Below are 22,705 nucleotides of genomic sequence, written 5' to 3'. Positions count from 1 at the left end.
ATGTCAGCGTTTTTCCTGTCGGAGCTGGTCGTGTTGCTCGAGTTCATAATCGATAAACGCACCGATCATTGTCCGGTAGACCTTTTCGATAATCACTTCGGGAAGTCCTGCTTCAGTGGCCTGTTGACATACCTTGTCGATGACCTGTTGGACGCGGTCAGGCGCGCGAACGGCTGAGTGGTCAATTTTGAAAGCTGCTGCAGCTTTAACACATTCGCTGCGTTGCGCGATCATCTTAACCAGTTCGCGATCAATCTGATCGATTCGATTTCTAACATCTTCAATTGACAAAAAATTCATCTTCAATCCACTTGACTAGTACATGGGTGTGTCAGCTTACATAAAATTTCGATTAAATACAGTTTTGAACCTGAAAGGTTCTGGCTGAGAGGACGATATATAAAGTAAAACTTATCCAGAAGCTCGCTGCTATTGGCATGGTGATGAATTTGTGAGGCTTAACGTGGGATGTTTTCCGTTTGCTAAGCGGATCCCTTAAACTACACCGTGCAGGTCACAACCCTTGCCGGAATGTTCATCAGTGTCTGTTCATCTGAAGGAAATAAGATGCTTTTGCCAGATTTGAGCTTTACAAAAACCCTGTATCAATCGTCATTTCAGGAATGAGTCGTCCGTTGTTTATTTCTCTGGATGGGCCCAAGGGGGTCGGCAAAACCACACTGTTGGAGGCCATGACGAAAGTACTCAGGGCTGACAACAAGAAGGTGGTCCGGCTTTGCGAGAAAAAAAGCGATCCTTACAGGAGGGAAACAATGGCCCTCGTGAACAGGCTCGCCAGAAATCCCTCCCGGGATTTGGAGCTGGAGGTTTGTGAGCGCTTTGCTGATAGCCGTGCATGGATTTCCCGGCATGTGCTGACTAAACAGCCACCGGACAGCATTATCTTGATGGATCGTTGGTACCCGTCGGAAGCCGCGTTTCGCCGGATGGTTCCATTTGCAGAGATTTTACAGCTTAACATTGAACGAAATGTGAGAATGCCAGACCTGCATGTCGGGGTGGTTACCGCGCCTGATATTTCATGGGCGAGGGCCGCAGCCCGACCGCGTGGGCTAAGTAGTACGGTGATTCATAAGCTGGAAGATCATGTCGCCTGTACCCAGGCGTTCGAGCGGGAAGTTGCAGATCACGGCTGGGTTTTATGCCGTAATGAAGGAATGATCGAAGACGCAACGATGCAGGTTATTTCTGAGATCTACAGAGTGCCCGGATGCCCATAGTCATCGGTTTTGCGGGCAGACTCATTGAACCGGCGCTGCGACTGACTCTATCTTACTCACGCGACGCGAGGCCTTTAGCACGTCGGTTTGTTTTTCTTTTCGTTCGACTTTGCCAATTCCCTCTGAGGAGCCCGACATGATCACCTTTCATCAACTCACCGCCACCAGTCTGGATGGCCAGCTCATCTCTATGGCCGACTATGCGGGTAAGCTGGTTCTGGTGGTGAATACCGCCAGCCATTGTGGCTTCACGCCACAATACGCAGGCCTTGAAGCGCTCTACAAGAAGTACGCTGCACAGGGTCTGGTGGTGCTTGGTTTTCCCTGCAACCAGTTCGGTAAGCAGGAACCCGGCGGCGCCGACGAAATCGCGCAGACCTGTCACATCAACTATGGTGTGAGCTTCCCGATATTCGAAAAAGTGGAGGTCAACGGCGCTGCTACGCACCCGGTGTTTAGGTATCTGAAAAACGAATTGCCCGGCGTGCTCGGTGGGCGGATCAAGTGGAACTTCACTAAGTTCCTGATCGGACGCGACGGCAAACCGCTCAAGCGTTTTGCACCGTTCACCACCCCGGAGAAAATGGAAACCGTAATACTTGCTGCACTTGAAATCTAAATGTTCGCGTAATTCGAATCGTCCACCTTTATTTTGTGATATTCACCCTGTTGCACATAACCAATATGATCTGCCATCAATTGCGCTTCTTGCTCACTGTGCGTCACCAGAAGTGCCGTTTGCCCGGCTTCACGCAGAATATCGCGCACCTCGCCGCCGAGTCGCTCGCGCGTTTTTTTATCCAGACTGGAAAAGGGCTCATCCAGCAATAGGATCTCTGGATTCGGTGCCAGCGCGCGAGCCAACGCAATGCGCTGTTGTTGCCCGCCGGAGAGTTCGTGGGGATAGCGGCTGGCATGGCTATGCAATTCCACCAGTCTTAACAGCGCCGTCACTCTGGCTTGCTGCTCCTCACGCGGTATCCTGCGCAGGCCAAACGCGACATTCTGTTGAGCTGTCAGGTGTGGGAATAACGCATATTCCTGAAAGACCATGCCGACATGACGTTTTTCTGGCGGCAGATGAAGACCTGGCCCGGCAACGCGATGCTGTGAAACATAGATCTCACCGCTTTGCAGCCGTTCAAACCCGGCAACGGCACGCAGCACCGTGGTTTTCCCGCAACCCGAGGCTCCCAATAAGCAAGCAAGCTCCCCCTCACGTACTGACATTGAAAATCCTTTCAATACCGGTTGCTGGCCGTTGTCATAAGCCACATGCACATCCTGAAGGCGTAACGCAATTTCTGACATGGTGGTTCCTTTAGCCGTGGCGAGTCATCTGATGACGCACCAGCAATATAACCGGCAGCGTGCCTGCGAGAACAATCATTAAGGCGGCAATGGCCCCTTCTTCATAGGTTCCACGAGCTGCTTCTGCATAGAGTAACGTTGCCAGCGTCTCGAAGTTTACCGGGCGTAAAAGCAAGGTTGTCGGCAGTTCTTTCATCGCGTCGGCAAAGACTAATAATGCGCTGCTAACCAGCGCGGGGCGCAGCAACGGGAAGTGAACCCGCACGAAAGTCCCCGCACCATTTTCCCCCAACAAACGCGATGCTTGTTCCAGCGAAAGAGGGATACGGCCAAGCCCGGAATCCAGTGCGCCGATGGCAATGGCCTGGAAGCGCATCGCGCAGCAGATAACCAGCAAGATACCGGCTGACATCAGCGGTAAGCCGCGAATATCCATTAAATCTGCCAACCATTTGTCTGCTGCCATTGCCGGAGTGAGAAAACCAATCGCCAGAATGGTGCCAGGCACCGCATAGCCTAAGGACGCAAGGCGCATTACGCCGCGACGAAAGCCCGACATCGTGTTATCTGCGGCACTGTGCCTCGCGCTCCAGGCCACCAGTAAACTGACGCAAACCACCACCAGAGTGGTGCCTGCCGCCAGCGACAGCGTATTTTGTAAGGCTGAAAGCAACGAAGGGGAGAGGGGATTTTCTTCACCTAAACGCTTTGCGCTTTCCCAGGCTAAAAATACAACCGGTGCGAGGAACCCCAGAATAACCGGTAACGCAATAACCGAGCTGAGCAGCCATCCACGCCAGCCGCGTACTCTGGTAGGTTGAATCTCTCGCAAGCTGCGGCTGCTAAGGCCTTGTTTTCTGCGACCATAAAATTCCAGCGTCAGAATGCAGAAAATAAACATCAGCATCATGCAGGCGATTTGCGCGGCACCGGCAAGATCGGAACGCGAAATCCAGGTGGTGTAGACGGTGACGGTTAACGTTTGTACGCCAAGAAATTCAGATGCGCCGATATCATTGAGCGTTTCCAGTAGCGCCAGGCTGATACCGACAGCCAGCGCCGGGCGAGCCATCGGCAGGGCAACACGAAAGAAAACACCGGCAGCGCTGCAACCCAGGGTACGAGCGGCTTCCAGCAAATGTGCAGGTTGGCTGATGAACATCGCACGGGTCGTCAGATAAACGTAAGGATACAGCACTAAGCCGAGCAGAATAATGGCGCCGGGCAGGGAGCGTAAATCCGGTAAACGGAACTGCCGCGGACTGTCGAAGCCCAGCAAAAAACGAATGAATGTTTGTAGCGGGCCAAGGGGATGCAGCAGGTCAAGCCAGGCAAAGGCCACAATATAAGTCGGCATGGCTAGCGGCAGCAGTAACGCCCAGCTAAGTATTTTGCGTCCGGGGAAATCCCATGCTGTGACCGCCCACGCGCTGCCGACGCCAGTCACCCCCACGATCACGGCGACACCTGCCAGCAAAAGCCCGGTATTTTTCAACACCGAAGGCAGCACAAAAGTAATGAGATTATCCCAGTGCGAGAAATCAGCCTGTGTCGCCTGCCAGATTAGCGCAACGATAGGTGTGAGTACGCCAAGCGCAATACCTAGCGCGGCAAGATGCAGCGGCGTTAATAATGACTGCGGCCCGGAAACCAGGCCGCGTAACGTCGGAAGACGAAGTGATTTATTGATCGAATCCAACTTTATCTACCAGCAGGCTCGCTTGTTTACGGTATTTCACCATCTCGGTTAACGGGATTTTATCGACATCGATTTCACCGATGGTGGCGGTGATCACCGGATCAAGCGCCACACCTTTCAGCACCGGGTATTCAAAGTTCGCTTTGGCGTATTGTTGCTGGGCGGGTGCGGAAACCAGATATTCCATCAGTTTTACGGCATCAGCTTTGTTCGGCGCATAACGAGCCACTGCAGCACCACTGATATTCACGTGCGTGCCGCCTTGTTCAAAGGTAGGTTTCACCACTTTAATGGCATCGCCCCACTTACGCGCATCGGTGCCTTCTTTGGCGTTTTTCATATGGCCGATATAGTAAGAGTTTGCGAGGCCAATATCGCAAATACCGCCGAGGATATCGCGAGCAACGTCACGATCGCCGCCAGTCGCTTTACGTGCCAGATTAGCCTTCACACCACGCAGCCACTCTTCGGTTTTCGCTTCACCGTGGTGGGCAATCATGGCGGCAATCAGTCCGGTATTGTAAGGATGCTGGCCGGAGCGAATACACACTTTGCCTTTGTATTCCGGGCTGGAAAGCTGTTCGTAATGCCAGTTATCCATCGCCAGCGATTTCTCGGCGTAAAGCACGCGAGCGCGCATAGAAAGCGCAAACCACTGATTATCTGCTCCTCGCAAGTTTGCCGGAATAGCCGTCTTAAGCGTTTGTGACTCCACAGGCTGTGTCACACCTGCTTCCACTAAATCAATGAGATTTCCTGCATCTACCGTCATTAGCAGGTCGGCAGGGGAGTTCTGGCCTTCCGCTTTAACACGTTCGAGCATGCCATCCTTGATGTAAACCGTATTGACTTTTATGCCGCTCGATTGTGTCCAGCTATCCAGCAATGGCTGGATCAGACCGGGTTCGCGAGTGGTATAAAGCGTCAAAGTATCTTGGGCGAAAGCCGGAAGGCTGACGGAGAAAACCAGAGCCGATGCAAGCGTGATACGGCGCAGTCCGGTGCGAGGCAAAGCATTCATCGTTGATATCCCAGAGTAATTGAAACTAATTGTGACCCGGGCAGGACAAGATCCCTGCGGCATGCGCACAATAAATGATAATCACTCACAGTTACAATCATTGCAAAGTGTAAATGATTCACATTTACACAACTTTAATCAACGCGATGATATGGCCGGACACGGAATCGGGAGGGCTTATGCAGGGGGATTGATACCCGATCGTTGTATCTCTTACTCCTCCACCCATTCGACACGATTTCTTCCAGAGTGCTTCGCCTGGTACAACGCGATATCTATACGTCGGAACAAGCTTTCCTGGCTTTCATTTTCTTTTTTTATCCCGGCACCGATGCTGACGGTGAAGCGAATTTCATCATTAATCACTAATTCTCTGACATGAACTAATATTTTTTCGGCCATTAATCGTGCTTCTTCAAATACTGACGTTTGCACGATGACGGCAAATTCTTCTCCGCCGACGCGGGCGGCGATGACGTTATTTTTAAAGAGTTCACTGAGCATCAGGCTAAAGGCTCTCAGGACATCATCGCCAATGTAGTGGCCGTATTTGTCATTTATATTTTTGAAGAAGTCAATATCGATTAAAAAGACGTAAACACTGACATTATCTAAGTCCATAAGGGCGTTTTTAAAATAACGACGATTTGGCAAACGTGTAAGCTCATCACGGAATGAATTAATACTCATATCCGAATATTTATTATTCACATAACGTACGATGAAATAGATGCCTGCCGAGACGCAGACCATACCTGCCAGCTTACTGAGATCCTCAAGATAATACCCGACCCACATCGGCTGGCGAATAATTTCATCCATCAGATCAAATGCTGCAGACACAATCCATATCATCAGCCCCGCGTTTATCCATCGGCGAAGACTGGTTTTCAATAATAATCGATTAAAGTTCCACAAGATAAAGTTAAGTATCAGCAATTGGATGCCATCAAATATCCAGCCAGAATTTTGTATCCAGGAACCCTCGTTCTGTTTTGTAGAAAATGCGACAAGATTAAACACCATAACAAAAATACACAGCATCACCGATAATGCCATTGGCATATACAGAATTTTACGTGATTTGTTTTTAGTAAAAAGTCCGCTTTCATACTTCAAAAATGGCATAGTTAGTCCCTGATACAGGTAGATACTAAAATCAGATTTCGGGAGTGTCAGACTCTGACCTTCTTATTGTCTGAGAAAGCGCCGCAACACGCACAAAACAGGCTGAGTGATGATGGGGGATCAATCGGGACTTCTTCTTTATCAGATGAGCCAGCAAACTGTCAAGATGACAGTTTAGGCGTGACATCGGGGCGTGAGCAGGCTGACCCTGCCCGAGACTGCTCACTCTCGCACGCTGTTTTTACAAGGTTATTTAGCGCACCTCGAACTTTTCTCACCGGGCTGACAGGTAGCTGAACTACTCAGAATCACACACGGGGAAACAGCAGCCACCGTTTTCAGCGGCCTTTCTCATTCACCGTCATGGTAAACACGGTCACCTCCGTGCCACTGTTCATATAGGCATGCGGCGCGTCGGTTCTTGCAACCGCTGCCCCCCCGGGGCTAATCACGTAAGTGGTATCGCTGACGACGAGCGTCAGGGTCCCGCCGGACACATGAAGCAGTTCACTGGTGCCTTCCGGATGGCCGGGAGACTCAAAGGTTTCCCCGGGGTAAAGCACCCACTCCCACAGCTCGACCATGTCCGGCCCGCTCGTGCCCGCAAGCAGGCGCGCGCTGCCACCTTTTTCTCCTTTCCAGAGTACGGGAATGTCACTGGCATTGATGAGATGAACAGCGGGCTTGCCAGCTACGTTGACAAAATCGGCCACGGAGACGTTCATCGCAGACGCAAGGCGGCAGAGCAGGGCAATGCTGGGGTTGGCCCGGCATCCTTCTATCTCAACCAGCATTCCCTTACTGACGCCCGCACGGCGGGAAAGCTCATCGAGCGACATTTTTTTCTGGCTGCGGTAAAGCTTTATGCGCGCGGAAACGGCCTCGTTTATTCTGGCAGCATCGGTATCGGTCGTTATATTGACTTTACTGGTCATCGGTCATTATCATGTAATAAATCAGTCATTACAGGATTATCCTATGCCAGCCGTGTCACCGTCAATCAGCCCTGAAATTTACCGCATCGCACCGGGTTTTCGTGCGCTCAGCATCTGCGTGAAAGCGGCCCCCGTGGCCGATGAGCGGGTGGGGGAAGTCGCGCTGCGGGAAGCCTGCGAGGCCGCTCAGGCCGGGCAGCCTGCCTGGGCTGAGGCCCACCTCAGCGCATGGGCGGAGGTATTCCGCGCCTTCGGTGCAAAACCTAAGCGTACGCCCTGTTCGGCAGAAGCCCTGAGAAAGCGCGTCATAAAGGATGGCACGATGGCCGCTCTCGATCCGGTGGTTGATCTGTATAACGCGGTCAGCATCCGGTATGCCATTCCGGTAGGTGGTGAAAACCTTGCGGCTTACGCCGGGATGCCGCAGCTGGTTGTTGCTGACGGAACCGAAATTTTTGACACTATGAAAGACGGTCAGCCGGGAAGCGAGTCACCGGAGGCGGGAGAAGTTGTCTGGCGCGATGACACCGGCGTGACCTGCCGCCGGTGGAACTGGCGACAAGGCGTCCGGACGCGGCTGAGCGTGGCAGACAGCAGCATGTGGTTCATCCTTGAGAGCCTGCCTGAAATGCCTGTGGAAGAGCTGCATGCGGCCGGCAGAATGCTGACAGACGGCCTGGAAAAAATGATGCCCGGGGTGCGCTGTCAGACCGTTTTCATCAGCAACGCATCGGGTAGCGCGGAATAACTTTTGCTCTCCTGGCGCGGCCAGCCACTGTCGACAAGGATATTTATTCCTTCGTCTGTCTGAATCAAATATCCCGGTACAGGTATATCACCCGGCTGCATAGTCCCCAGGTAAAGCATGTACAGGCGCATGACATTTTCTCTTATTTTCATCAGCATAATAAAAATAGATGAATACCTGGCTGCTCACAACACCAGCGGCACCCATACCTTTTATGATCTAACTTCCGCTTAAGCGGGATACTTACACGCTGAAACAGGTTTCAGAATACGCGTCACTCCGCCCGGTCGCTCAAAAAACGCTCCTCAAGCGTGGCTTCCAGCCCAAGCATGGCGTCTTCGGCATGCTGCATGTGTTCGGTCATGATCTGCTGAACGGTGGCGGCATCCTGACGGCGCATCGCGTCGATCAGGCGATATTGATAATCAATGCCGACGCTGCGCGCCACCGGCTCGGGGCGCTGGTAAATATCTTTGCAGACGGCCAAATCTTTGAGCAGACGTTGCAGGAAATGGCAGATAAACGCCAGCAGCACGTTGTCAGAATAACTGGCCACCACGCCGTGAAAATCCAGTTCGGCCATGCGCTGTTCCCAGCGTTCAGCTTCGTCAGCGGGTTCATGATCGTAGACGGCAATCAGCTGATGCAGTTGCACGAAGCCTTTGGCGTCGATATTGCCAATGGCGCTGACCGCCACCAGAGGCTCCAGCGCTTTGCGCAAGGCGTAGATATTGCTGATGGAAAGCTGACGGGTAAACAGATAATTGGACAGCAAACTCATGGCGCGAGATTCGGTCATTGAATCAATAAACGCACCGCCACCGGGGCCGGTTTTGGTGCGGATCAGCCCCTGAACCTCTAAAGATTTCAGCGCTTCACGCACTGTGCCTTTGCCTGCGGCATAACGCGTTATCAGATCTTTCTCCTGCGGCAGACGGTCGCCGGGCAGCAGATTCTCGCTGATGATGCTCTCTTTGATGGCATCGACAATTTCATCAGTGCGCTTGCGGCGTACCGGTTCCGGTTGGTGTGTCATTTCAATACTCATAAATCCCTTCATTGATTTAAACCCTTGGCGCACTGGCCAGAAGACGTTGCGTGTAGGCGTGCTGCGGTGCGTTGAACAACCGATCGTTATCCGCGCATTCTACTAAATCACCGTGATACATCACCGCCACGCGATCGGCAATGGACTCCACCACCGCTAAATCATGGCTGATAAACAGATACGACAGACCGAACTCACGTTTCAGGCGATCGAGTAATAACAAAACCTGTGCCTGTACCGATACATCTAAAGCACTGACCGGCTCGTCAAGCACCAGAATACGGGCCTCGGCCGCCAGTGCGCGGGCAATCGCTAACCGCTGAGCCTGACCGCCAGAAAACTCATGCGGATAACCACTGAGCGCGTCGGCAGGCATCTGCACTGCCTCCATCAATTCCAGCATTCGCGCTTTACGTCGCATGGTGGGGTAGGCGCATAAATAACGCAGCGGCACATCCAGCGTATCAGCGATGGTTTTTCGGGGGTTGAGCGAGGCCACAGGATCCTGAAAAACATACTGAATCATCTGGCCGAAGGCTTTGTCGCTGCGTTTAGCATGTGTCGACATCGCTTCGCCCATCAGTTTAATGGTGCCGGACGTCGGACGTTCCAGACCGACCAGCATTCGCGCCAGCGTACTTTTACCTGAACCACTTTCACCCACTACCGCCAGCGTTTCGCCTTCAGCCAGATGCAGAGATATCCCTTTTACCGCTTCAACCTGCAGTTTGCGGCCGGAGAACCAGCCTGAGGTACTGCCGAAGGTTTTCACCAGCCCGTTGACTTCAATCACGTTGCTCATATTGCCCCCGGCTGTGGTTTTGAGTTGGCATACAGTTCGCCGACCTGTTTGAGGAAATCGCGTCCCTGGCCGAGTTTCGGCACGCTGGCAATCAGCCTGCGGGTGTAATCATGCTGCGGGTCCCGCAGCACTGACCGGGTTTCACCGCTTTCAACAATTTCGCCGTTACGCATCACTGCCACCCGGTCGCAAATCTGGGCGATCACGCTAAAATCATGAGTGATGAATAGCAGCGTCAGGCCACGTTCACGACGCAGCTGTTGCAGCAGCTCGAGAATACGTGCCTGTACCGTGACATCCAGCGCGGTAGTGGGTTCATCGGCGATGATGATTTCCGGGTCATTGGCCAGTGCCACTGCGATGCCGACACGCTGACGCTGCCCGCCAGAAAGCTGATGGGGAAAGGCGTCGAAGCGCGCCGCAGCCTCATCAATTCCTACGCTGTGGAGCAGCGTCAGTGCTTTCTCTTTAGCCAGCCGGTTTGACAGCGGCTGATGGGCCTGAATGGCTTCAATGATTTGTGCGCCAATGCTGAACTGAGGGTGCAGGGTGGTCAGCGGGTCCTGGAAAATATAGGCCACCCGCGCGCCGCGGCACTGTTGCAGCTCGCTTTGCGTTCGCGACAGCATCTCTTCGCCGCCGACGTAAATCGCGCCAGCGGTGATTTCTCCCGGTGGGGAAGATACCAGTCCCATCACGGACAGCGCAGTGACGCTTTTCCCAGATCCGCTCTCCCCAATCAGCCCCAGACATTCTCCTTTGGCAACGTAAAAACTTACGCCTTTGACCGCTGCGACGGATTGTTTTCCCGAGCGGAAATTCACTTGTAAATCCACCACTTCCAGCAGCGCATTCTTGCCCTGTATGGCAGAGGGAACGCTGGCACGATTGACCGTAGTGACGGCTTTCCCGCGCAATAGAATGCCGGACTTCAGGCGTGGATCGAGCAGGTCGCGGACGCCGTCACCCAGCAGATTAAAACTCATGACAAGAATGAAAATCGTCAATCCAGGTACGATGGAAACGTGCGGTGCGCTGAACATCTGTGCGCGTCCCTGACCCAGCATCGAGCCTAAATCAGCGTTGGGTGGCTGGGTTCCCAGTCCGAGGAACGACAACCCGGCGGTCTCTAAAATCATCCAGCCGACGGTGGTTGACATGGTGACCACCACAACCGGCATCATGTTGGGTAGCACTTCGGTCAGCAAAATTTGCAAATGATTTTTGCCCGACAGCCGCGCCGCCTGAATAAAATCGCGCTGACGCAGGCCAACGGTCAGACCGCGAATATTACGGGCGAAGAAAGGAATATTCACCACCGAGATGGCGTAAAGCGCATTGAGCAGTCCGGGACCCAGCACCGTGACGATCACCAGCGCCAACAGTATATAAGGGAAGGCCATCAGCATATCGATCAGGCGCATCAACAGGCTGTCGGTTTTACCTCCGGCATACCCGGCGACCAGACCAATCAGTGTACCGAACAGTGCGGCCAGCAGCGTGGCGCAAACTCCCATTGCCAGTGACACGCGGGTTCCCCACAGCAGGCGGGAGAGCATGTCCCGGCCCAGCGGGTCTGTGCCGAGCCAGTGGCCGGGCGAAAACGGTCGCAGCAGACGGTTGAGCAGATCGGTGGCGTCAGGGTCTGGTAACGGCAGCAACGGCGCGGCGAGGGCGGCACCTGCCACCAGCACCAGCATGATCAGGCCGAGCGTGGCCAGCCGGTTGGCCAACAGCAGCGCCCACAACGGCTGGCGATGACGAGGCGTGACAGTGGTGATGTTCTGGCTCATGATTTTAACCTCGGGTCGAGAAGCGCCTGTAAAATGTCAGCACACAGGTTGATCAGTACATAGGCCGCAGCGGCAACCAGCACGCCACCCTGTACCAGAAGCAAGTCGCGGGTGGCGACGGCTTTCACCATCATTGCGCCAAGCCCCGGCCACTGAAATACCGTCTCTATATAGACCGCGCCGCCGAGCACAAAACCGGCCTGAATACCGATCACCGGAATGACTGACACCAGCGCCATACGAAAGGCGTGCTTATAGATCACTTTGCGCTCGGACAGGCCTTTGGCGCGGGCGGTACGAATGAAGTCCTGACGCAACACTTCGAGCATCGCGGTGCGGGTCAGGCGAGCGATAACGCCGGTGGCAACAATCGCCAGCGTAATAGCGGGTAAGGTCAGATGATGCAGCAAGTCGAGCCAGCCGCCACCGGCCCAAATGGCATACATACCAGAAGCAGGGAACCATTGTAGCTCTACGGCGAACAGCATTATCAGCAGCAGACCAATCCAAAACGAAGGCATGGAAATTCCCAGCAGCACCAGCAACGTAATGATGTGGTCGCCCAGGCCAAACTGGCGGACGGCGGAGAGTATTCCGGCCAGCAGCCCCAGCACGGTGCTTAACAGCAGTGCGCAGCCTCCGAGCAACAGCGTGGCGCCAAAACGCTCCATCACTTCATCAATGACCGGGCGATTAAGCACGTAAGAACGGCCAAAATCGCCGTGCAAAATATTGCCCGCCCAGATCAGATATTGTTGATAGAGCGGTTTATTCAGCCCGAGTTCCTGATTGATCCGTGCGACGTTTTCCGGCGTGGCCCAGGCACCGAGCAACGCCTGAGCCGGATCCCCCGGGATCATTGCCATAATCAAAAAAACAATCAGCGACAACCCGATAAACACCGGAATGGTCGAGAGCAGCCTTTTAAGCACGTAACTCCCCATAAGTTTCTCTCCGATTACTGTTTGGTTACCCGGTTGAGCAACAGATTGAAATTCGGTTGCAGTGCGAAGTGCTGAATTCGTGTGGAGGTTACGGCGTTCTGTTTCCAGTTGGCGACGAAAATCCACGGTGCATCGTCATGTACGAGCTGCTGCACCTGCCTGTAAAGCGCGGCGCGCGTTGCGGTGTCTGTGGTCATGCGCGCTTGTTGCAACAGATTGTCCACCTGCGGATTGCTGTAATAACCGGAGTTAAAACCGCCTTTTTTCGGCCAGGCGTCGGTGCGTAGCGTCAGGAAAGGTAGGGTGTCAGGGTCGTTGGTCATCCAGGCCATTTCCGCCATATGGGTGTGATTGTCCAGACCGGCATTAACCTTCGATAGATAGGTATTCCACTCATAGGTCTGGAGCGAAACATTCAGACCTACTGCTTTCAGGTCAGCCTGAATGGCGGTGGCCATCGGGATGGGATCCAGCATGCCTGATCCCCCCTCGGCGACGTAGAAGGTCAGCGTTGTCCCTTCTGCTCCGGCGGCTTTCAGCAGTGCGCGGGCTTTAGTCGGATCATAAGGATAGGGCGTCACCTCTTTATTGGTCGCCCAGTTAAAGGCGTGGGGGATCGGGCCCTCGGCTACGTCGGCCGAACCCTGCAAAATTTTATCTGTCAGCGACTGTTTATTGATGGCGTAATTCACCGCCTGCCTCACCCGCACGTCGTTAAAGGGTGGCACTTGTGTATTGAGCATCACGTACCAGACGTGTGGGCCGGTAGTCTGGTACAGGCGGAAGCGGTCACTTTTCTCCTTGAACAGTTTCACCGTGTCAGGAGGCACTTCTACCATTGCATCAATGCCGCCGGAAAGCATCTCGGCGACCCGCGTATTACCATCGGTGATGGGGCGGAACACCACGTTTTGTACCGCAGGTTTACCGTCCCAGTAATCATTATTGGCCGTCACCACCACGCGCTGATTGGCTTTCCATTCTGCAAAGCGGAATGCGCCAGTGCCGACCGGGTGACGGCCAAACTCTTTGCCGTATTTTTTCACTGCCGCTGGTGACACGATAAGGCCGGTTGGCGTGGCGAGGTTGGAGAGAAACGGTGAGAACGGCTCTTTCAGCGTAAAGACCAGCGTATTTTGGTCCGGTGTTTCGATGTTTTTTATCGAAGAGAAGAAAAACGACAACGGGAAAGGCCCGGTGTCATGCCACGGATTTTTATCATCCAGCATACGGTCAAAGGTAAATTTCACCGCATCGGCATTAAACGGTGTTCCGTCCTGAAATTTCACCCCCTCGCGCAGATAAAAGCGGTAAGTAAGGCCGTCGGGACTGATTGTCCAACGGGTGGCCAGCGCCGGTTCGATATCCAGTTTCCCCTCACCGTTACGCACCAGTCCGTCGTAAACGTTCACCAGAATGCGCGAGTCGTTGGCTGCGGTAGCAACCTGTGGATCCAGCGATTGTGGCTCAGCCACCTGACCAATCAACAGCGCATCCGCAGGGGTTCTGGCCTGCACCTGAGCCTGCCACGACAGCGCAAAGAGACAAAAACAGATTGGCATAAATGACTTTTGCAAAGCTGGCAGCATATCGACCTCGTCGCTTAATAAAACGCTATGTGGAAACCTCAGAAAAAAATCAGGCGTTGTCCTGTTTATTATTTATGCGTATAAATTAACTGAATTGCAATAATTTATACGTATAAATTTAACCAGACTGTCGCGGAGTACTTATGACTTTTTCAATCGTGGCGCGGGACCCACACTCAGGTGCGGTGGGTGTCGCCACCGCTACCGCTGGCCCTGCCGTGGGTGCATTGGTGGTACACGGACGTGCGCAGACCGGCGCGATTGCCACCCAGGCAATGACCAATCCACTTTACGGGGAGCGGGGTCTGACGTTGTTACAGCAGGGGGCCGATGCGGCATATACATTGAAAAACCTGCTGGCGCAGGATGCGGACGCTGCCCGAAGGCAGCTACTGATAGTCGATAATCAGGGCAATACGGCGCAGTGGAGCGGGGCAGATTGCGGAGTCTGGGCCGGAAGCATCGCGGGGCATCAATGTGTCGTCGGTGGGAATTTACTGACTGGGGAACGAACGCTGTTTGCGATGCTGGAAAATTATCACCTGCAAACTGACCTGCCGCTGGCCGACCGCCTTCTGGGGGCCATGAACGCCGGTGCGCAGGCCGGCGGCGACCGGCGCGGGCTTAAATCTGCGGCGCTGAAAATCTGGTGCGACCGCCAGTATGCCAGCGTTGATCTGCGCGCTGACTGGTCCGATGCGCCGTTGGAGGCGTTAGCGGAGATTCTGCAACAGACGCGCTCTCCTTCTCATGCCGATTTTTTTTCCGCCTTACCGAAAGGCCAGCTGCGTTAATCAGTCATAAGATTGCATAAAGGTACAGGCCATGAGAATCAGAAACATTAAAGGGTTTTGCGGGTGATTTTAATTTGCGGATTTTTGAGTCGTTAAGAGATATTTGGGGGTCACTGTGTCATCGAACTCACCTGACCCCAAATCTGACCACCAAATTTTCCCGGCGCCGAGGGAAAACTGAAAATGCATCAGGACTATTTTCACACTCACTGATTGCATCAACGCCATACAGGCCCGGGCTCCGGGCATAAAAAGCAAAAATCCCGCTTAAGTTTCCTTAAGCGGGATTTTCTAATTTGGCTCCTCTGACTGGACTCGAACCAGTGACATACGGATTAACAGTCCGCCGTTCTACCGACTGAACTACAGAGGAATCGTTGGAACGGGGCGAATAATAGCGACTGCCCCGTGGCATGTCAAAGGGGAAACTGAATAAATGCGTGCGTTTGCTGATACTTTAGCCAAGTTGTTGAGAATAGAGTCAAAAAGGCCCGTTTTCATATTGAAGCAGGCCTTTTTCGGTCTTAACGCAATTCACGACAAGCGCGGGTGATTCGCTCGCAGGCTTCCTGCAACCGGTTGTCATCGATGGCATAAGCAATACGCAAATAACCCGGCGCACCAAAAGCAGAACCCTGAAGCGTGGCGACATGGCCTGATTTCAGCAGATAAGCTGCAAAATCTTCATCTGTTCTGAGAATATCGCCTGAAGGTGTCGTTTTACCTGACATCCCCTGACAATTAGCGAAAACGTAAAATGCGCCCGGCGGCGTTTCGGCACTCAGGCCGTCAATGGCATTCACGCAGTTCATGATCAGGGTGCGACGGTGCGTCAGGATGTCGATCCAGTCCGCGATGAATGCATTGCCCTGTTCCAGAGCGGCAACAGTCGCGGCCTGAGAAATGGAGCTGGGGTTGGAAGTGCTTTGCGACTGCAAAATTTGCATGGCAGAAATCAGCCACGCGGGGCCGCCCGCATAACCCAAACGCCAGCCGGTCATTGAATAGCCTTTAGAAACACCGTTTACGGTCAGGATACGCTCTTTCAGACGAGGTTCGACTTCGGCGAGTGTGGCGAAAATACCGGGCACAAAACAAATTTGTTCGTAGATGTCGTCTGCCATCACCAGCACCTGCGGGTGCTCCAGCAGAACGGCGGCCAGTGCGTGGAGTTCGTCAGCTGAATAGACTGCCCCGGTCGGATTGTTCGGGGAGTTGAGGATGACCCAACGTGTTTTCGGGGTGATTGCGGCGGCTAAAACTTCCGGCTGCAATTTCCAGCCATCACTTTCCAGACAATGAACAATCCGCGGTTCACCTTCCGCCAGTGCCACCATATCCGGATAAGACACCCAGTAAGGGGCCGGGATAATCACCTGATCGCCAGACGAAACGGTGGCCAACAGTGCGTTGAAAATGAGTTGCTTGGCGCCACTGCCCGCGATGACTTCATCCGGGCGGTAGCTGATCCTATTTTCACGATTAAACTTAGTCATGATGGCGTGTTTAAGCGCGGCGGTACCGGCAACGGCAGTGTATTTTGTGTCACCTTGTACAATCGCGTCGATGCCGGCCTGCTTAATATGTGCGGGAGTATCGAAATCCAGCTCACCTTCGCCCAGGTTGATGACATCAGTACCTGCCGCGCTGAGCGCACGAACCTGGTCGGAGATCGCCGCTGTCGGCGAAGGGCGCACGCGACGCAAACGAGGTGCAAGAAATTCAGCAGACATTGTTTCCCCTGTATGAACAATAACAAAATTGTATTATGTGAATCATTAAAACCAATTTAAACTTACCATTCTTCTTTTTGCTTTGCTCATAATTTCTTCGTGCTGAGCGGTATTTTACTGACGGAAACGGCAGGGCAGCGGGTATGGCTGGCGGTGAGCCTGCGGGCTGTCTGAACTTTTCATTTATATTTCAAGGTTGTCTTATGGCTCTTATTTTTGTTGCACATGACACACCTGAGCCGTCGCTGTACGGTGCGATGGCGGCAATACTGGCGGCACAAAAGGATTTACCGCTGGCGCATCTGCCGGTGAGCTGGGATACCGCACGCTACCCTGATGCCTGCCAGCACGTCGTTGGTGAAGGGCAACGGGTAACCAGCGGGTTGCTTTGGGCAGAACGGCTGATTTTGCAAAGTGCCGGTAAAGTGATGAAGCTGGAAGAATTGCTGAAGACGTATGGCACCGGGGATGTGGTGATCCCCCTCGGGCCAATGCAGATCATTCAGTTCACTCAAATTGCACGGCAGGTTCGCGAAAAAGCGTTTGACTATGAATTGATTACGGTTGAGCGCGAAAATCAGGGGTATATGTTCAGGCGGCACGGACTGACGGATGAAGCCGCCGGATGCTGGTGGCGTGATCGTTATGGGCGCTGGATAAATCACGATACGCCGCCACAAACCACCACTTCGCTGCGTATCGCGCTGGTCGGTGCGCAGTCCGAGCAGTGCACGACCTATCCGGCCACGCTCGCTGCGCTGGGTGATGCCGCGGATGCTTTATCAGTGTCGCTTGATATGGTGTATGCCGCGCCCCAGGTGCTGGAAGATCATCTGCATGAAGTGATGGAAAACGTCGATGGTATTTTACTGCCGGGCGGATCCGCGATGTGTAATGTTACCGGACAGATTTGTGCCGCACATTACGCCCTGAATCGCCATATTCCCATTCTCGGGTTGTGCCTGGGCATGCAAACCATGACTACGGCCATCGTGCAGAACATGATGGGTTCTGCGAAAGCCAATCTGGCGGAAGCGGATCCTGATGCTGATATTAAAACTTTTGTGCCGCTGACGAATACGCCCACATTTCCGGTTCACCGCCTCGGGGATCATCGGATGCATTCCCGCCCCGGCAGCCGGTTGCATGAGATTCTTGGCGATGAATTTATCGTGCGCTACAACCACCGTTTTCACCTTGCACCTGAACTGAAACCGGATCTGGAAAATCACGGATTACTGATCAGCGGGACCGATGCCACCGGCAAGATTGCTGACGGAATCGAATTCACCCGCCATCCGTTTTATCTCGGCGTGCAGGGCCACCCGGAGTTGTCATCACTGCCGGTGAAACCTCACCCGTTGCTGATAGCTTTTCTGAAAGCGGCGTCAGCTCAGCACGGATAAATTGACGGCACCATGAAAAATCCCCGCCTGCAAAGACGGGGATTTTTGCTTAAAGCGGGTTACTTCAGGGTGACGCCGGAACGCGGATCGGCGGCCAGACGGCGCAGTTCCTGCTCCACCAGCCCGATGACGTCAGCTTGCAGATCAATCAGCGGGGCGCGCACATGGTGACCGTCAAAACCGCGCAGGTTCATGGCCGCTTTCACCAGTTGCGGTTGACCGAAACGGCGGGCCAGCGCCCGGTACGGATACCACAGACGGTGCAGTTCGCGGGCTGTGCTGGCATCGCCGCTTTCCAGCGCACGATAGGTTGCCAGAATAATTTCCGGCAAAGCGCCGCTGTTGGTGGTGCTGATGCCGTCAAAACCACACATCATCGGCCCTAAAAATGCCAGATCGGAGGCGCAGAACAGACGCAGACGCCCGCCAAGACGGTTGGCAATCTGATCGATGGCGGTCGGGTTCAGATCACCTTGTTTGATACCCACCACGCCGTCGATGTCGGCCAGTTGCTCCAGCACTACCGGCGGCAACGTAATGCCGATACCCGGTGCGTTATATACCAAAATACCGGTGCGTGATAACGGTGCCATCTGTTTGAAGAAGCTGATAATTTGCGCGTCGGTCACTTCAGAAACAAACGGCGGCGTGACCATCGGCAGGCCACCCAGATCGCCCGCCAGTTGCGTTAAATCGCGCACGACACGGACATCTGAACCTGCGCTGCACAACATCACCGGCACGCGGTCACCCACCACTTCCATCACATGGCGGAACAGCGTGGCGCGTTCGTCGGCGGTCATCGCCGGGAATTCACCGTACGTGCCGCCAATCAAAATGCCGTCATAACCGAGGCCGATGACCCGCTCAATGTTGCGGGATAACCCGGCAAAATCAAACTCGCCGCCCGCCGTAAAAGGCGTCACGGTAATATTAAAAATACCTTTCAGGCGCGCCTGACTTTCACTGATGTCTTTCATTTATTCAATTCTCATCATCTGGTTAAAAGCAAAATCAAAGTAAGGTCAGCGGACGATCCACTGTGCCGAGGGCGCGATAGCCGGTTTCGGTCACCACAATGGTTTCACTGACACCGACGGTGAATTCGCCGTAAATGCGCAATGCAGGCGGAATGTGGAAGGTCATTCCCGGCTGTAATTCGGTGGTGATGCCGCTGTAAAGGCTGAGGATCGCGCCTTCGCCCCAGTCCGGTGCGAACGAAATACCAATCGAATAACCGGTGCGTTTTTTGAAGTTATCGGTATAGCCAGCGCGGTCGATAACGGCCTGACAGGCCAGATGCGGCGCTTCGCATGTCGCGCCCGGACGGATGGCATCGAGTGCAGCCTGCAACGCTTCCTGACAGACTTTTTCCATTTCCAGCGCCACGGCTGGCGGTTTGCCGAGCCAGGCGGAGCGCATCAGGGCCGCGTGATAACGGTCATGAGTGGCGGCCATTTCAAGGAAAATCGGGTCGCCCCCGAGAATTTTACGGCGTCGCCATGTACCGTGCGGCACACCGGTGCGCGGGCCGCTGGAGACCAGCGGTTCCATGCCCATATATTCGGAACCGGCGGCAATCGCCGCGCCCATCATGGCGGAAACCAGATCGTTTTCTGTCGCACCTGCGGCAATCGCCGCGCGGCCTGCCAGCATGCCAGCGTCAACGTAACGGGCGGCGTGCGCCATTTTTTCCAGTTCTGCGGCTGATTTCACGGCGCGCAGTTGCTCGATAACACCAGCCGCATCGTGGATCGTGCCGATTTCAGCCTGTAAGGCTTCGTATATTGCGATCGGCAGAAACCAGCCGCGTTTATCGATCCCGATCCGGCTCTTCATCCAGCCACGCGTTTTCAGCACATCGAGCAGGAAATTCACCGGATTATCGCCATCGGTATAAATCGCCGCGTCGCGGATAAAGGTGTTGGAGATGAAGTTGAAATACTCAAGCTGGCGGATAACAAACACCGGATCGCCTTCCACCGGCAGTACCAGCGTCTGGAAAGTGTAATAGCCCGGTGTTTGCTGACCTGTCAGGTAAAAGATGTTTTCCGGCCCGGTGATCACCATCACGTCCAGACCGGCTTTCACCAGTAACTGACGCGCCTTCGCCATGCGCTGCCGATATTCTTCTTCGTGAAATGCAGATTCTGCGCCTGGCACGACGCGGCCCGTATCGGGTAATGATGTTGCTGTCATTGTTCAAACTCCTGAATAAATTCTGCCTGGGAAGGGGTGAAGCGGATACCCAGCCCCGCGCCCGGCGGGCTGCTGAGTAACCCCTGATGATAGGAAAGGCCGTGAACCGGGTCGTTACCCAGCCCGTCGGCACCGTAAAGTTCGGCGTAAGCGGGCTGGCAGGCGCGGGCGACGTGCAGGGCGGCGGCGGTAGCGGCACCGCCTTCGTTCATCTGACCAATCATGAAGGGCACGCCCGCTGCCGTAAGACGTCGTGCGGCAGCCATTGTCGGCGCAATGCCGCCCATTTTGACCAGTTTGAGATGCGCCATAATCTTGCCGTTCAGCGCCAAAATGCGTTCTAAATCCGCCTCGCTGCTCATGCTTTCATCGAGCATCAGCGGCACCGGACTGGCTTCGGCCAGCGTCGGATAATAGTGCGCATTAGCGTCAGAAACCGGCTGTTCGAGATAACTCATGTCAAACTTCGCCAGCGAGATTAAATGGCTGCGCGCGGCTTCCGGCTGCCATTGGCCGTTGGCATCTGCGGACAAACTGATTTCGTGCCCGAAACGTCGGCGCAGCGCACTGAGCCGTGCTTCATCTTCTTCGAACGAAGCCACGCCGACGCGCAGTTTAAGCTGTGTAAAACCGCGATCCACATACGCCGTCGCCTGTTGCAGCATCTGCGCCATCGGCGTCCAGAACAGCGTCTGGTTGGTGTGATAACTCACCGTTTCGCTATTATCTGCGCCCGCCAGTTGCGCCACGCTGATGCCTTCCTGACGCGCGATCAGATCATGCAGCGCGATATCCAGCAGCATGCGTGTCGGTGCCAGAAAATCCGCCAGCCGTTGCGGCAGATTGAGCAAAATTGTGCTGGCAGGCTGACTGAGATCCAGTTGCTGCAACGCACGGATCACATCACTCAACACCCGTTCGGCGCTGTAACCATTGAGATACGCCATGTTGATGCGCACTTCGCCCAGCCCGTTGAAGTTTTTGTCTTCAAGCAGCAGATACAAGGTGTCCAGCCCCGGCACACTGCCCGACGAGGCGGTATAAAGTTGCAGATGCGGATACCGCAGGTCGGCGCGATATAATGTCGCTTTCACCGTTTTCCCCTCAGCGTTTGAGCATTTTTAAGGCGACATCGCAGTAAATTTTGCTGCCTGCTACGAATTCATCGATGGGGATAAATTCATCAGGTTTATGCGCGACGGCCAGCGAACCGGGGCCGATGATGATGCCTTTAGTGCCCAGACTGCGAAAATGCACCAGATCGCATCCTCCCTGAAAACCGAACGGGCCGGGTTCAGGATTGCCCTGGGCGGCGCAGGCTTCAACGCCCGCCCGCACAATCGGATCGTCAGAATCGGTTTCGGTCGCACCGCCGGTGGTGGGTTTGTAGGTGATGATTTCGCTGCGTACACCGAATTTTTCCTGCGCCAGTTGCAGTAAATCCTGAATTTCCTGTTTCACGGCGTTTTCGTCTTCGCCCGGCACCATACGCCGGTCGAGCAATAATTCGCAGGCGCCCGGCAGCACGTTATCGGCATGTCCGCCGCTAATGCGCGTGACCGTCAGGCTGGCGTTACCGACCAGCGGATGGCAGCGACAACGCACGGTATGTTCATGCGTTTCTTCCACCAGACCGAGCAGTTGCGCGGCACGGAAAATAGCGTTCTCGCCCAGCTCCGGTGTGCCGGAATGCGCGGTGACGCCATGAACGCGAACCAGCGGACGTAAACTGCCTTTGTGCGCCGAGTATGTGGTGTTGGACGTCGGTTCGCCGATCACCACGTAATCGATATGCGCCGAGGCTTCGCGCACATAAAACTTCGCGCCTTCGCTGGCGACTTCTTCGTCGGCGACAAAAATCGCCATCAGCGTGCCGCGCCAGTCATTGCGGTTGGCCGCGAGCCAGCGCATGGCTTCGATCATGGCGATCAGCGGGCCTTTAGCGTCGCAGGCTCCGCGGCCATACAACCGCCCGTCGCGTTCGGTGAGGGTGAACGGATCCTGCTGCCAGCCTTCACCGGCCGGTACGACGTCGATGTGGGTATTAAAGGCAAAGCACGGGCCGCTGCCGTTTTCCAGCCTGCCAATCACGTTGGTGCGTCCCGGTGCGTACTCGCTGAGCGTCATGTCGAGGCCGATGTCGCTGAGCATGGCGCTGATAAGCTCTGCGGCCTCGCGTTCACGTCCCGGCGGGTTTTCGGTATTGATCGCCACCAGTGCGGCAAGATCACGTTTCATTCTGCTGATATCGGGCGATGAAAGACTCATCGGTGTCTCCTGAAAACAGTGTTGTGGCAAAAGTCAGGCCCCTGGT

At 54.4% G+C, this 22,705-nt stretch carries 21 protein-coding genes and 1 tRNA gene; 5 read left to right on the top strand and 17 right to left on the bottom strand.

Annotated elements, in window-relative coordinates; genetic code table 11:
- Positions 1 to 3: 3 nt before the first annotated feature.
- Positions 4 to 300: a chorismate mutase gene (locus AC1DUO_RS08645; RefSeq protein ID WP_013574966.1), complete on the bottom strand. Its 297-nt coding sequence runs from the start codon at positions 298 to 300 to the stop codon at positions 4 to 6.
- Positions 301 to 623: 323 nt separating this feature from the next.
- On the opposite strand from AC1DUO_RS08645, the gene AC1DUO_RS08640 reads away from it, so the two are divergent.
- The gene (locus tag AC1DUO_RS08640) at positions 624 to 1,241 is read left to right on the top strand and encodes a dTMP kinase (protein ID WP_112151781.1); all 618 of its coding nucleotides are present in this window, start codon (positions 624 to 626) and stop codon (positions 1,239 to 1,241) included.
- A 136-nt stretch (positions 1,242 to 1,377) separates the two neighbouring features.
- Positions 1,378 to 1,860 (top strand): glutathione peroxidase, encoded by a 483-nt coding sequence (locus AC1DUO_RS08635; protein WP_013574968.1) that lies wholly within the window; start codon positions 1,378 to 1,380, stop codon positions 1,858 to 1,860.
- Here the strand turns inward: AC1DUO_RS08635 and AC1DUO_RS08630 are convergent.
- The 5 genes from AC1DUO_RS08630 to AC1DUO_RS08610 form a co-directional block, all read right to left on the bottom strand.
- Positions 1,857 to 2,552 carry an ABC transporter ATP-binding protein gene (locus tag AC1DUO_RS08630; RefSeq protein ID WP_015689650.1) on the bottom strand — a complete coding sequence of 232 codons (696 nt, stop codon included), beginning with the start codon at positions 2,550 to 2,552 and terminating at the stop codon, positions 1,857 to 1,859. The genes AC1DUO_RS08635 and AC1DUO_RS08630 overlap by 4 nt on opposite strands.
- Before the next feature lie 10 nt (positions 2,553 to 2,562).
- A complete protein-coding gene (locus AC1DUO_RS08625) occupies positions 2,563 to 4,251 on the bottom strand; it encodes an ABC transporter permease (protein ID WP_013574970.1) in 1,689 nt (562 codons plus the stop codon).
- Positions 4,235 to 5,272, bottom strand: a complete 1,038-nt coding sequence (locus AC1DUO_RS08620; RefSeq protein WP_013574971.1) for an extracellular solute-binding protein — start codon at positions 5,270 to 5,272, stop codon at positions 4,235 to 4,237. The genes AC1DUO_RS08625 and AC1DUO_RS08620 overlap by 17 nt, the downstream gene beginning before the upstream one ends.
- 213 nt (positions 5,273 to 5,485) lie before the next feature.
- Positions 5,486 to 6,400 carry a GGDEF domain-containing protein gene (locus AC1DUO_RS08615; RefSeq protein WP_013574972.1) on the bottom strand — a complete coding sequence of 305 codons (915 nt, stop codon included), beginning with the start codon at positions 6,398 to 6,400 and terminating at the stop codon, positions 5,486 to 5,488.
- A 338-nt stretch (positions 6,401 to 6,738) separates the two neighbouring features.
- Positions 6,739 to 7,335, bottom strand: coding sequence for a helix-turn-helix domain-containing protein (locus AC1DUO_RS08610; RefSeq protein WP_013574973.1), 597 nt, complete (start codon positions 7,333 to 7,335; stop codon positions 6,739 to 6,741).
- Positions 7,336 to 7,378: 43 nt separating this feature from the next.
- On the opposite strand from AC1DUO_RS08610, the gene AC1DUO_RS08605 reads away from it, so the two are divergent.
- Positions 7,379 to 8,083, top strand: coding sequence for a B3/B4 domain-containing protein (locus tag AC1DUO_RS08605; protein ID WP_015689651.1), 705 nt, complete (start codon positions 7,379 to 7,381; stop codon positions 8,081 to 8,083).
- Between the two features lie 274 nt (positions 8,084 to 8,357).
- On the opposite strand, the gene AC1DUO_RS08600 is transcribed toward AC1DUO_RS08605, so the two are convergent.
- Genes AC1DUO_RS08600 through AC1DUO_RS08580 form a run of 5 tightly spaced genes read right to left on the bottom strand, consistent with a single transcriptional unit; the run spans position 8,358 to position 14,259 of the window.
- Positions 8,358 to 9,131, bottom strand: a complete 774-nt coding sequence (locus AC1DUO_RS08600; protein WP_013574975.1) for a FadR/GntR family transcriptional regulator — start codon at positions 9,129 to 9,131, stop codon at positions 8,358 to 8,360.
- Between the two features lie 16 nt (positions 9,132 to 9,147).
- Positions 9,148 to 9,933 carry an ATP-binding cassette domain-containing protein gene (locus tag AC1DUO_RS08595; protein WP_013574976.1) on the bottom strand — a complete coding sequence of 262 codons (786 nt, stop codon included), beginning with the start codon at positions 9,931 to 9,933 and terminating at the stop codon, positions 9,148 to 9,150.
- Complete coding sequence (locus AC1DUO_RS08590; protein WP_013574977.1) at positions 9,930 to 11,726, bottom strand: dipeptide/oligopeptide/nickel ABC transporter permease/ATP-binding protein; 1,797 nt, start codon at positions 11,724 to 11,726, stop codon at positions 9,930 to 9,932. Before AC1DUO_RS08590 ends, AC1DUO_RS08595 begins: the two co-directional genes overlap by 4 nt.
- Positions 11,723 to 12,670, bottom strand: coding sequence for an ABC transporter permease (locus AC1DUO_RS08585; protein WP_013574978.1), 948 nt, complete (start codon positions 12,668 to 12,670; stop codon positions 11,723 to 11,725). Before AC1DUO_RS08585 ends, AC1DUO_RS08590 begins: the two co-directional genes overlap by 4 nt.
- 14 nt (positions 12,671 to 12,684) lie before the next feature.
- On the bottom strand, positions 12,685 to 14,259 hold the full coding sequence (locus AC1DUO_RS08580) for an ABC transporter substrate-binding protein (protein WP_153375024.1): 1,575 nt from the start codon (positions 14,257 to 14,259) through the stop codon (positions 12,685 to 12,687).
- Between the two features lie 143 nt (positions 14,260 to 14,402).
- Here AC1DUO_RS08580 and AC1DUO_RS08575 point away from each other — a divergent pair, with 143 nt between their 5' ends.
- Positions 14,403 to 15,053 carry a DUF1028 domain-containing protein gene (locus AC1DUO_RS08575; protein ID WP_112151786.1) on the top strand — a complete coding sequence of 217 codons (651 nt, stop codon included), beginning with the start codon at positions 14,403 to 14,405 and terminating at the stop codon, positions 15,051 to 15,053.
- Positions 15,054 to 15,350: 297 nt separating this feature from the next.
- On the opposite strand, the gene AC1DUO_RS08570 is transcribed toward AC1DUO_RS08575, so the two are convergent.
- Together AC1DUO_RS08570 and AC1DUO_RS08565 are read right to left on the bottom strand one after the other, a co-directional pair.
- Positions 15,351 to 15,426, bottom strand: a tRNA-Asn gene (locus AC1DUO_RS08570).
- Positions 15,427 to 15,577: 151 nt separating this feature from the next.
- Positions 15,578 to 16,786, bottom strand: coding sequence for a pyridoxal phosphate-dependent aminotransferase (locus AC1DUO_RS08565; protein WP_013574982.1), 1,209 nt, complete (start codon positions 16,784 to 16,786; stop codon positions 15,578 to 15,580).
- A 203-nt stretch (positions 16,787 to 16,989) separates the two neighbouring features.
- Here AC1DUO_RS08565 and AC1DUO_RS08560 point away from each other — a divergent pair, with 203 nt between their 5' ends.
- Positions 16,990 to 18,192 carry a glutamine amidotransferase-related protein gene (locus AC1DUO_RS08560; RefSeq protein WP_162906059.1) on the top strand — a complete coding sequence of 401 codons (1,203 nt, stop codon included), beginning with the start codon at positions 16,990 to 16,992 and terminating at the stop codon, positions 18,190 to 18,192.
- 59 nt (positions 18,193 to 18,251) lie between these two features.
- Here AC1DUO_RS08560 and AC1DUO_RS08555 read toward each other — a convergent pair whose 3' ends face one another.
- The 4 genes from AC1DUO_RS08555 to AC1DUO_RS08540 are packed head-to-tail and all read right to left on the bottom strand — an operon-like array spanning position 18,252 to position 22,659.
- Entirely contained in the window at positions 18,252 to 19,172 is a 921-nt protein-coding gene (locus AC1DUO_RS08555) for a dihydrodipicolinate synthase family protein (protein ID WP_013574984.1), read from the bottom strand.
- A 34-nt stretch (positions 19,173 to 19,206) separates the two neighbouring features.
- Positions 19,207 to 20,391, bottom strand: coding sequence for a M24 family metallopeptidase (locus AC1DUO_RS08550; RefSeq protein ID WP_013574985.1), 1,185 nt, complete (start codon positions 20,389 to 20,391; stop codon positions 19,207 to 19,209).
- Positions 20,388 to 21,485 carry a mandelate racemase/muconate lactonizing enzyme family protein gene (locus tag AC1DUO_RS08545; RefSeq protein ID WP_013574986.1) on the bottom strand — a complete coding sequence of 366 codons (1,098 nt, stop codon included), beginning with the start codon at positions 21,483 to 21,485 and terminating at the stop codon, positions 20,388 to 20,390. The genes AC1DUO_RS08550 and AC1DUO_RS08545 overlap by 4 nt, the downstream gene beginning before the upstream one ends.
- Positions 21,486 to 21,495: 10 nt before the next feature.
- On the bottom strand, positions 21,496 to 22,659 hold the full coding sequence (locus tag AC1DUO_RS08540; RefSeq protein WP_477987037.1) for a M20 family metallopeptidase: 1,164 nt from the start codon (positions 22,657 to 22,659) through the stop codon (positions 21,496 to 21,498).
- Positions 22,660 to 22,705: the final 46 nt, after the last annotated feature.

This window comes from Rahnella sp. P4_A8 (assembly GCF_056402435.1).
This window is presented reverse-complemented; position numbering and strand designations above follow the sequence as displayed.